Genomic DNA, 10,770 nt, shown 5'->3' with positions numbered 1-10,770 from the left:
TTGAGATGGCTGACATCGGCGCCGTAATCGCCGGGCCGCGACAGCCCGACCTGCGCGTTCAAATTGGCGCCGTCGAGATAGACCTGTCCGCCATGGCCATGCACGATGTCGCAGATCTCGCGGATGTGCTCCTCGAACACGCCATGGGTCGAGGGGTAGGTGATCATCATGGCCGCGAGATCGTTGGCGTGGGCGTCCGCCTTGGCGCGCAGGTCGCTGACGTCGACGTCGCCGCGGGCATCGCAGGCGACCACCACCACCTCCATGCCGGCCATGTGGGCGGAAGCCGGGTTGGTGCCATGCGCGGAGGAGGGGATCAGGCACACCCTGCGATCCGGCTCGCCGCGCGCGGCGTGATAGGCGCGGATCGCCAACAGCCCGGCATATTCGCCCTGCGCGCCGGAATTCGGCTGCAACGAGATCGCGTCATAGCCGGTGATGTCGCACAGCCATCTTTCCAGCCGGGCGAACAGCGCGTGATAGCCCGCCGCCTGTTCGCGCGGCGCGAACGGATGCAGGGCGCCAAATGCCGGCCAGCTCAGCGGGATCATCTCCGAGGTCGCGTTCAGCTTCATGGTGCAGGAGCCGAGCGGGATCATCGCGCGGTCGAGCGCAAGGTCGCGATCGGCGAGCTTGCGCATGTAGCGCAGCAGCTCGGTCTCGGAGCGATGGGCGTGGAACACCGGATGGGTGAGGAAGGCGCTGGCGCGCGTCAGCTCGGCAGGCAGCGCCTCGCGCGCGCCGGTTTCAATCTCGGCATAGACCAGCGCGCCGCCGAACGCGCGCCACACCGCCTCGACCATGGCGGGCGTGGTGGTCTCGTCCACGGCGATGCCGAGCGTGGGCTTGCCACTCATGTCCTGGCCGATCCGCAGATTGATCTTTTCGGCCAGCGCGCGCGCGACGATCGCGCTCTGCCGGCTGCCTGGATCGACCGTCAGCGTGTCGAAGAACGCCTCGCTTCCGGGTGAAAATCCAAGCTTGCGCAATCCCGCCGCCAGCACCGCGGCGCGGCGATGGATGGTGCGGGCGATATGGCTCAGACCCTCCGGCCCGTGATAGACCGCATACATCGAGGCAATCACCGCCAGCAGCACCTGCGCGGTGCAGATGTTGGAGGTGGCCTTTTCGCGGCGGATATGCTGCTCGCGGGTCTGCAAAGCGAGGCGATAGGCGGGCTGCCCGCGCGAATCCACCGACAGTCCGACGATGCGGCCGGGCAGTGAGCGCTTCAGCGCGTCGCGCACCGCCATGTAGGCCGCGTGCGGGCCGCCATACCCCATCGGCACGCCAAATCGCTGGGCCGATCCGATCGCGATATCGGCACCGAGTTCGCCGGGCGAAGCCAGTAGCGTCAGCGCCAGCGGATCGGCGGCGACGACCGCGAGCGCGCCCCTGGCATGCAGCGCCGATATCGCCGGCCGCGGATCGCGCACCGCGCCCGTGGTTCCCGGATATTGCAGCAGCCCGCCGAACCATTCGGCCTTGCCGAGATCGGTTGCGGGATCGCCGACGATCAGATTCCACCCGAGCGGCTCGGCGCGGGTGCGCAGCACCGCCAGCGTCTGCGGGTGCACTTCCGAATCGACGAAGAACGATTTTGCCTGGTGTTGCGAGGCGCGCTCCGCCAGCGCCATCGCCTCGGCCGCGGCGGTCGCCTCGTCCAGCAGCGAGGCGTTGGCGACGTCGAGCCCGGTGAGATCGCAGATCATGGTCTGGAAGTTGAACAGGGCTTCCAGCCGGCCCTGGCTGATCTCCGGCTGATACGGCGTATAGGCCGTGTACCAGGCCGGATTCTCCAAAATGTTGCGCTGGATCACCGGAGGCAGGATGGTGCCGGAATAGCCTTGGCCGATCAGCGAGGTGAACACCTTGTTCTGCGACGCCAGCTCCCCCATATGCGCCAGCGCCTCGGTTTCGCTCAAGGCGCGGCCGAGATCGAGCGGCGCCTGTTGCTGGATCGAGGATGGCAGCGTCTCGCCCATCAGCGCGGTGAGGCTTTTCGCGCCGACCGTCTCCAGCATCGCGTCGACATCGCGCGGGGAGGGGCCGATATGGCGGCGCACGAAATTGGTGGCGGCTTCTTCGGTGTGTTTGAGCGGCGCGTTCATGGTGATACCTCAGGCAGTGTGTTTGGCGTAACCGGCCTCGTCCATCAGGCCGTGAAGTTCGCTCTTGTCGGCGATCTTCAGCTTGAAGAACCACGCCTTGCCGCCGGCGTCGGAATTCACCAGCGCGGGTTCGGCGGCAAGCGCCTCGTTGACCTCGAGCACCTCGCCCGAGATCGGCGCGTAGACGTCGGAGGCGGCCTTGACGGATTCGACCACGGCGGCGGCCTCGGCCTTCTTCAGGGCGCGGCCGACCTTCGGCAGTTCGACGAATACGACGTCACCGAGCTGCGATTGTGCGTAGTCGGTGACGCCGATGGTGGCGACATCGCCCTCGATGCGGAGCCATTCGTGGTCGGAGGTGAACAGCGTCGTCATGAAACTTCCTCTGGCGTTTGCAAGTTCGCGTTTGCAGATTTAGCGTCTATAGGTGTTGGGAACGAAGGGCATCGGCGCGACGCGCAGCGGCAATCGCGCCCCGCGCAATTCGGCAAATACCGTAGCGCCCGGTGCGGCGCGCGCCGACGGCAGATAGCCCATCGCCACCGGCGCATTGAGGCTCGGGCCAAAGCCGCCCGAGGTGACCTTGCCGATCGGCTCGGCCGCGGCGGCGTCGAGAAACAACGGCGCGCCCTCGCGCACCGGCGCGCGGCCTTCCGGCCGCAAGCCGACCCGGCGTCGCGGCGCGCCTTGATCGAATTGCGGGAGGATCGTTTCCGCGCCCGGAAAACCGCCGGCGCGCGCGCCACCCCGGCGGCGGCTTTTCTGGATCGACCATTCCAGCGCGGCTTCGACCGGGGTCGTCGTGGTGTCGATGTCGTGGCCGTACAGGCAAAGCCCGGCCTCGAGCCGCAGGCTGTCGCGCGCGCCCAATCCGATCGGCTGCACACAGCTGTTGTCCAATAGCGCCTGCGCCACCGCTTCAGCGTCGGCGGCCGGAATCGAAATCTCAAAACCGTCCTCGCCGGTATAGCCGGAGCGCGACACGAAGCCGTCGAAGCCCGCGACAGCGCGGGGACCCGCGTCCATGAATCGCATCGCCGATACGTCCGCGCAAAGTCTTGCCAGCGCCGATTCCGCTTTCGGTCCCTGCAAGGCGATCAAGGCGCGATCGGAAAGCGTTTCGATGACGCAGACATCCGACAAATGCGCGCGCAGATGCGCTTCGTCCTGGGCTTTGCAGGCGGCGTTGACCACCAGGAACAGGTGATCGCCGAAATTCGCCACCATCAAATCGTCGAGAATGCCGCCGGAATCATTGGTGAACTGCGCGTAGCGCTGCCGCCCCGGCGCAACCGCGACGATGTCCTGCGGCACCAGCCGCTCCAGCGCCAGGCCTGCGTCCTCGACCTTGCCGGATTTCGGCCGCAGCGCGATCTGGCCCATATGGGAGACGTCGAACAGTCCGGCGAGCTTGCGGGTATGCAAGTGTTCCCGGAGCACGCCGGGGGGATATTGCACCGGCATCTGATAGCCGGCGAACGGCACCATCCTGGCCCCGCGCGCCAAATGGAGCGCGTGCAAAGGGGTACGGTTCAGCGGAGTTTCGTCGCACGCAAGCATGTTGGAGCCCTCGCGATTCCCAAGGGGGCATTTCCCCTGAAAAACCGGTCGAAGCCCCATCTGTCGCTGTGCCTGAGAGTATTATCCCGTCGGCGGACGCGTTCGGGCGAAAACCCGTCGGCGCCTCTTTCCAGATGTCATAAGTCACGCGGTCCGTTTGCCTGAGAGTTTCCGGGGCGGTTGCTCCTTCGGCGCCGGCATTTAAGCCGGTCTCTCCCGACGTGACTGTCTTGGACAGATAGGAAGGAACCACGGCCGGGCCAGGCCTGTCAACGCGGCCGCGGCATCTATCAACCGCTGTTGTGCCGATGCGACAACCCCATGATCGGCCTGCACCGTTTCTGGACACCGTGCCGCCCCTTGTCTAAAAGCATTTCGCGGAGCGCGGCCGGCAAGCGTGGCACCCGGTCTTGCGTCCGGCCGCGCTCCGAAATCTTTCGTTGGCGCATGGTCTTTTCGCCAAGCCGCGTCAGATTTTGGCGGATCATGCGCTGAACATAGCCTGTTGCCCGGCAGCTTTCCGATGGGATGAACATGAGCGGCGTCAACGAGATCAGGTCGGCCTTTCTGAACTTCTTTGCCGACAACGGCCACGAGATCGTGCCGTCGTCGCCGCTCGTGCCGCGCAACGACCCGACCCTGATGTTCACCAATGCCGGCATGGTGCAGTTCAAGAACGTCTTCACCGGCGTCGAGAAGCGCCCCTACCAGCGCGCCACCACCTCGCAGAAATGCGTGCGCGCCGGCGGCAAGCACAACGACCTCGACAATGTCGGCTACACCGCGCGGCATCACACCTTCTTCGAGATGCTCGGCAATTTCTCGTTCGGCGATTACTTCAAGGACCGCGCGATCGAGCTCGCCTGGAAGCTCGTCACCCGGGAGTTCGGCCTGCCGAAGGACAAACTGACCGCGACGGTCTACATCGACGATGACGAGGCCTTTGGTCTGTGGAAGAAGATCGCGGGCCTGCCGGAATCGCGCATCATCCGCATCGCAGGTTCCGACAATTTCTGGCAGATGGGCGACACCGGCCCGTGCGGCCCCTGTTCGGAAATCTTCTACGACCATGGCGACAAGATCTGGGGCGGCCCGCCCGGCTCGCCCGAGCAGGAAGGCGACCGCTTCATCGAGATCTGGAATCTCGTGTTCATGCAGTTCGAGCAGCTCGAAGGCGGCGTGCGCCATCCGCTGCCAAAACCCTCGATCGACACCGGCGCGGGGCTGGAGCGCGTCGCTGCCGTACTTCAGGGCAAGCATGACAATTACGACATCGATTTGTTCGCAGCCCTGATCCGCGCGATCTCGGAATTGACCGGCGCCGACCCGAAAGGCGCGCAGAAGGCGTCGCTGCGCGTCATCGCCGACCATCTGCGCGCCTCGTCGTTCCTGATTTCGGACGGCGTGCTGCCCTCCAACGAGGGCCGCGGCTACGTGCTGCGCCGGATCATGCGCCGCGCGATGCGCCATGCGCAGTTGCTGGGCGCCCGCGAGCCGTTGATGCATCGGCTGGTATGGGCGCTGGTGCGCGAGATGGGGCAGGCCTATCCGGAACTGGTGCGCGCCGAAAGGCTGATCGAGGAAACCTTGCGGCTGGAGGAGACGCGCTTCCGCAAGACGCTGGCGCGGGGCCTGTCGATCCTCGACGAGAAAAGCGCTTCCTTGAAAAAGGGCGACATGTTCGACGGCGATACCGCCTTCACGCTGTACGACACCTATGGCTTCCCGCTCGATCTCACCCAGGACGCGCTGAAGTCGCGCGGCATCAGCGTCGATCAGGCCGCCTTCACCGATGCGATGGACCGGCAGCGCGAAATGGCGCGCGCGGCATGGGCGGGAAGTGGCGATACCGCCAGCGAAACCGTGTGGTTTCCGCTGCGCGAAAAACTCGGCGCCACCGAATTCCTGGGCTATGAGACCGAGCGCGCCGAAGGCGTGGTTGCCGCATTGGTGAAGGACGGCAAGGAGGCCCACAGCCTCAAGGCCGGCGAGAGCGGCGCGATCGTTCTGAACCAGACGCCGTTTTATGCGGAGTCCGGCGGCCAGGTCGGCGACACCGGCGTCATGACCGGCGACGGTGTCAAATTCCGCGTCACCGACACGCAAAAGAAGGTCGGCGATCTCTTTGTGCATATCGGCACCGTGGAGCAGGGCACCTTGAAGCCGGGCACCGCGCTGCAGCTCGAGGTCGATCATGGACGGCGTTCGTCGATCCGCGCCCACCACTCCGCGACGCATCTCCTGCACGAGGCGCTGCGCCAGGTGCTCGGCGACCACATCGCCCAGCGCGGTTCGCTGGTGGCGCCGGACCGCTTGCGCTTCGACTTCGTGCACCCGAAGCCGATCACGGCGGAAGAGCTTGCCCGCGTCGAGGACATCGCCAACGACGTGGTGCTCGAGAACGACGAGGTCACCACCCGCCTGATGGCGGTGGACGACGCCCGCGAGGCCGGCGCGCGCGCGCTGTTCGGCGAGAAATATGGCGACGAGGTCCGCGTGGTGTCGATGGGCAGACCGGCCGGCGCACACGGCCAGAACGCGCTCGGCTGGTCGGTGGAGCTCTGCGGCGGCACCCATGTGCGGCGCACCGGCGATATCGGCCTGATTTCGGTGACCGGCGAAAGCGCGGTCGCCTCGGGCGTCCGCCGCATCGAGGCGCTGACCGGGCGTCATGCGCGCAAGCACGCCAACGACACCATGGCGCTGGCAAGGACCGCGGCCCTCGAGCTGCGCACCACGATCGACGAGGTGCCGGCGCGGATCGCTTCCCTGATGGAAGAGCGCAAGAAGCTCGAGCGCGACCTGTCGGATGCGCGCAAGAAGCTCGCGATGGGCGGCGGCGCTTCGTCAAGCGGATCGGCGGCGGCTGCCGGCGTGCGCGAGGTCGGCAACGTCAAGCTCCTGGCGCGCGCGGTCGAGGGGATCGAGACCAGGGACCTCAAGAGCCTGGTCGACGACGGCAAGAAGCAGATCGGCTCGGGCGTGGTCGCGATCGTCGGCGTCACCGAGGACGGCAAGGCCGGCATCGTGGTCGGCGTCACCAGCGACCTCACCTCGCGCTTCAACGCCGTCGACCTCGTGCGCAAGGGCTCCGAGGCGCTCGGTGGCAAGGGCGGCGGCGGCCGTCCGGATATGGCGCAGGCCGGCGGTCCCGACGGCGCCAAGGCCAATGCCGCGCTCATCGCCATCGAACAGGCCATGGCCGGCGCGTAGCGGAGACGTTCAAGGTGGCAAGGTTTCCGGGCAGAGGCGCCTTCAGCGACCCGGATCTGCGGGAGCGGCTTTACGAATTGCTCGAACACGATCATCTGCCTGATTCGGTCGGCTCGCGCTTCGTCCGCCTGGTCGTTGCCATCGTCGTCATCGACGTGCTGGCGATGGTGCTGGCCTCGGTGCCGGAACTGGACGCCCGGTTCGGTGGGCTGTTCACCGCGATCGAAGTCGCCGCGATGCTGGCCTTCGCGCTGGAATATGCGGCGCGGATCTGGAGCGTGGTCGGTCATTCGCTGCGGCATACGACCCCGGCGCGAGCGCAGCTCGAATACATGCTGAGCAGCCTCGGCATCATCGATCTGATGGCGTTCCTGCCGGCGGCGGTGGCGCTGGCGATCGGCGACCGCTCGGCGCTGGTGCTGCTCGGCCTGCTGCCGTTCCTCAAGCTGGTGCGCTACTCGCCGGCGATGCGCTCGCTGCTGTCGGCGATTCATTCCGAGCGGCGGACCCTGTTCGGCTGTATCGTGATCCTGGCCGGCGCCGTGCTGCTGTTCGCCTCGCTGCTCTATGCGATCGAGCGCAACGTGCAGCCCGACAAGTTCGGCACCATTCCGCAGGCGATGTGGTGGGCGATCGTCACCCTCGGCACCGTCGGCTATGGCGACGTGGTGCCGGTGACGCCGCTCGGCAAGCTGGTGTCGGTGTTTGCGATTGTCAGCGGGCTTGCGATGATCGCGCTGCCGGTGGCGATCATCTCGAGGGCGTTTGCCGATGAGGTCCGGCGCCGCGATTTCGTCGTCACCTGGGGGATGCTGGCGCGGGTGCCGCTGTTCTCGCGTCTCGGCGCCGTCGAGATCGCCGACATCATGGAATTGTTGCGGGCGCAGACCATCGAGGCGGGCGAGGTCCTGGTCCGCCGCGGCGAGGCGGCGTCCTCGATGTATTTCATCACCGCGGGCGAGGTCGAAATCAACCTGCCGAACCAGCGCGTCCGGCTGTCGGACGGCACCTTCGTCGGCGAGATCGCGCTGCTCCGGCGCACCAAGCGCAGCGGCACGGTGACCGCCACCCGCAAGACCCGGCTGCTGGTGCTCGATGCCCAGGACTTTCACGCCCTGATCGAGCGCATGCCGGCGCTGGCGGCGCATGTGAAGCAAACCGCCGAAGCAAGGCTCGCCGACAGCGCCGAGCCGCCGAAGGGCGATATCGCGGCCGGTGAAATCGCGCTGGCCACGCAGGAGGGACAACCGGCGCAGGAATAGCGGGGACGACCTTCCTTGGGCGGCGCCGTGCCGTCACGGTCATTCCCGGCGCCTGCATCGCGCCGGGAACCCTCGCGGCAGCAGCCGAATCAGGCCGCCGCCATCGCCTTGGTGAGATTTTCCGCGACCTTGTCGAGAAACCCGGTGGTGGACAGCCAGCGCTGGTCGGCGCCGACCAGAAGCGCGAGATCCTTGGTCATGAAGCCGGCTTCGACGGTGTCGACGCAGACCCTCTCCAGCGTCTTGGCGAATTTGCCCAGCGCCTCGTTGTTGTCGAGCTTGGCGCGATGCGACAGCCCCTGGGTCCAGGCGAAGATCGAGGCGATCGAATTGGTCGAGGTTTCCTTGCCCTTCTGATGCTCGCGGTAATGCCGCGTCACCGTGCCGTGCGCGGCTTCGGCCTCAACGACTTTGCCGTCGGGCGTGAGCAGCACCGAGGTCATCAGGCCAAGCGATCCATACCCCTGCGCGACGGTATCGGACTGCACGTCGCCGTCGTAGTTCTTGCAGGCCCAGACATAGCCGCCGGACCATTTGAGCGCGGAGGCCACCATGTCGTCGATCAGGCGGTGCTCGTAGGTCAGCCGCCTGGCCTCGAAATCCTTCCTGAAGTCCTTCTCGTAGATCTCTTCGAAGATGTCCTTGAAGCGGCCATCATAGATTTTCATGATGGTGTTCTTGGTGGAGAGATAGACGGGATAACCGCGGTTGAGGCCGTAGGTCAGCGATGCCCGGGCGAAGTCGCGGATCGAATCGTCAAGGTTGTACATGCTCATGGCGACGCCGGCGCCGGGTGACTTGAACACCTCGCGCTCGATCACCGCGCCATCCTCGCCGACGAATTTCATCGTCAGGGTGCCCTTGCCTGGAAATCTGATGTCAGTGGCGCGGTACTGGTCGCCATAGGCGTGGCGGCCGATGATGATCGGCTTGGTCCAGCCGGGGACGAGGCGGGGCACGTTCTTGCAGATGATCGGTTCGCGGAAGATCACGCCGCCCAGGATGTTGCGGATGGTGCCGTTCGGCGACTTCCACATTTCCTTCAGCCCGAATTCCTTCACCCGCGCCTCGTCCGGGGTGATGGTGGCGCATTTGACCCCGACGCCGACCTTCTTGATGGCATTGGCGGCATCGACCGTGACCTGGTCGTTGGTCTTGTCGCGGTACTCCATTCCGAGGTCGAAATACATCAGGTTGATATCGAGGAACGGGTTGATCAGCTTGTCCTTGATGTATTGCCAGATGATCCGGGTCATCTCGTCGCCATCGAGTTCGACGACGGGGTTGGTCACCTTGATTTTTGCCATGACGGAGGGGGCCTTTTTGGAAACAGGGCGTTTGGGGCGGGATGGGCGAATATCTTCGCGCTATAGCACCGCCCAGGCGCGGGCGGAAGCCGAGGCAGTGTGCACACTTTAAGCTCATCCTTTGGCGGAGGATGCCGCCGGGATGGCTGTGACGGCCCGAGATCGGTGAGTGATCGAAGCGGGCGCCTCCGGGCTTCGTTCGAGGCTTTGGCCGAGCCTCCAAAACCGCCGCTAAGATCGTTATTCCACTTGAGAAATTCTGGCCGGACGGGCAATCGGAGAGGCCGCGAATTTCGAGATTTGAATGAGGCCCTTCAGAGCCTGATTCAAAATCTTCAGCGATTGAACCAGAAAGTGACGCGAGATGTCCGGTTCGGGCACCGACAAGACCAAGGCCGGCCGCGACCTCACCGGGCCCGTCGTGATTCTGGTCGAGCCGCAGCTCGGCGAGAACATCGGCATGGCCGCGCGCGCGATGGGCAACTTTGCGCTGACGCGGCTTCGGATCGTCAACCCGCGCGACGGCTGGCCGAACGTCGCCGCGCAGCGCGCCGCGGCCGGCGCCGACCACATCCTGGATCACGCGGAACTGTTCGAAACCGTCGAGCAGGCGGTCGCCGACCTCACCTTGCTGTACGCCACCCCCGCCCGGGCCCATGACCAGGCCACGCCGGTGGTGGCGCCGGAGGCGGCGGCGCGGGAGATCGTCGCGCATGTCGCCGATGGCGGCGGCGCCGGCATCCTGTTCGGCCGCGAGCGCTACGGATTGCAGAACGAGGAGGTCGCGCGCGCCAACCGCATCATCACCTTTCCGGTCAATCCGGGCTTTGCCTCGCTCAACCTGGCGCAGGCGGTGCTCTTGATGGGCTATGAGTGGTTCAAGCTCGCCACCGAAGGCTCCTTGCCGTTTGCGATGCCGGAGCGCTCCGAGCCCGCCTCGCAGCACCAGATGCAGGCGTTCTTCGACAATCTGGTGCGCGAACTCGACCGTGTCGAATTCCTCCGCCCGGCCGAGAAGCGCGAGACCATGCTGGTCAATCTGCGCAACATTTTTGCCCGCATGGACCCGACCAGGCAGGACATGCACACCCTGCACGGGGTGGTGATGGCGATCGCGGAGGGCCGCAAGGGGCCGGCCAAGGGCGGCGTGCTCGACGGCGAACAGGCCACGCGGCTGCGCGCGCTGCTGGCCGAGCACGGGCAGGGCACCCTGCCGTCGGGGAGCAGTACGGTGCGTGGGCTGGCGCGGCTGTTGCGGCGCAATCCGACCGACGCGGAACGCCTCCTGTGGCAGGCGTTGACCACCGACCGCCGCTT

Annotated in this window: 7 protein-coding genes and 1 riboswitch; of the genes, 3 read left to right on the top strand and 4 right to left on the bottom strand. The window is 66.0% G+C overall.

Features of this window, described 5'->3' with window-relative positions; all coding sequences use genetic code 11:
• From gcvP to gcvT, 3 genes are all read right to left on the bottom strand, one after another.
• Positions 1 to 2,111: aminomethyl-transferring glycine dehydrogenase (gene gcvP / locus WCE35_RS04705; protein ID WP_424592178.1), on the bottom strand; the 2,111-nt coding region annotated here is incomplete at its 3' end.
• 9 nt (positions 2,112 to 2,120) lie between these two features.
• Positions 2,121 to 2,486 (bottom strand): glycine cleavage system protein GcvH, encoded by a 366-nt coding sequence (gene gcvH / locus WCE35_RS04700; RefSeq protein ID WP_424592177.1) that lies wholly within the window; start codon positions 2,484 to 2,486, stop codon positions 2,121 to 2,123.
• A 39-nt stretch (positions 2,487 to 2,525) separates the two neighbouring features.
• A complete protein-coding gene (gene gcvT / locus WCE35_RS04695) occupies positions 2,526 to 3,671 on the bottom strand; it encodes a glycine cleavage system aminomethyltransferase GcvT (RefSeq protein ID WP_424592176.1) in 1,146 nt (381 codons plus the stop codon).
• A 140-nt stretch (positions 3,672 to 3,811) separates the two neighbouring features.
• Positions 3,812 to 3,900, bottom strand: a riboswitch (glycine riboswitch).
• A 305-nt stretch (positions 3,901 to 4,205) separates the two neighbouring features.
• On the opposite strand from gcvT, the gene alaS reads away from it, so the two are divergent.
• On the top strand, positions 4,206 to 6,884 hold the full coding sequence (alaS, locus tag WCE35_RS04690) for an alanine--tRNA ligase (RefSeq protein ID WP_424592175.1): 2,679 nt from the start codon (positions 4,206 to 4,208) through the stop codon (positions 6,882 to 6,884).
• 14 nt (positions 6,885 to 6,898) lie between these two features.
• A complete protein-coding gene (locus WCE35_RS04685) occupies positions 6,899 to 8,146 on the top strand; it encodes a cyclic nucleotide-gated ion channel (RefSeq protein WP_424592174.1) in 1,248 nt (415 codons plus the stop codon).
• 89 nt (positions 8,147 to 8,235) lie between these two features.
• On the opposite strand, the gene WCE35_RS04680 is transcribed toward WCE35_RS04685, so the two are convergent.
• Positions 8,236 to 9,453, bottom strand: a complete 1,218-nt coding sequence (locus WCE35_RS04680; RefSeq protein WP_424592173.1) for an NADP-dependent isocitrate dehydrogenase — start codon at positions 9,451 to 9,453, stop codon at positions 8,236 to 8,238.
• A 364-nt stretch (positions 9,454 to 9,817) separates the two neighbouring features.
• Here WCE35_RS04680 and WCE35_RS04675 point away from each other — a divergent pair.
• Positions 9,818 to 10,770: RNA methyltransferase (locus WCE35_RS04675; RefSeq protein WP_424592172.1), on the top strand; the 953-nt coding region annotated here is incomplete at its 3' end.

The sequence above is a fragment of the Bradyrhizobium sp. genome, assembly GCF_049691595.1.
GTDB lineage: Bacteria > Pseudomonadota > Alphaproteobacteria > Rhizobiales > Xanthobacteraceae > Bradyrhizobium.
The sequence above is the reverse complement of the archived record's forward strand: the minus strand, read 5'-3'. Positions and strand labels throughout refer to the sequence as shown.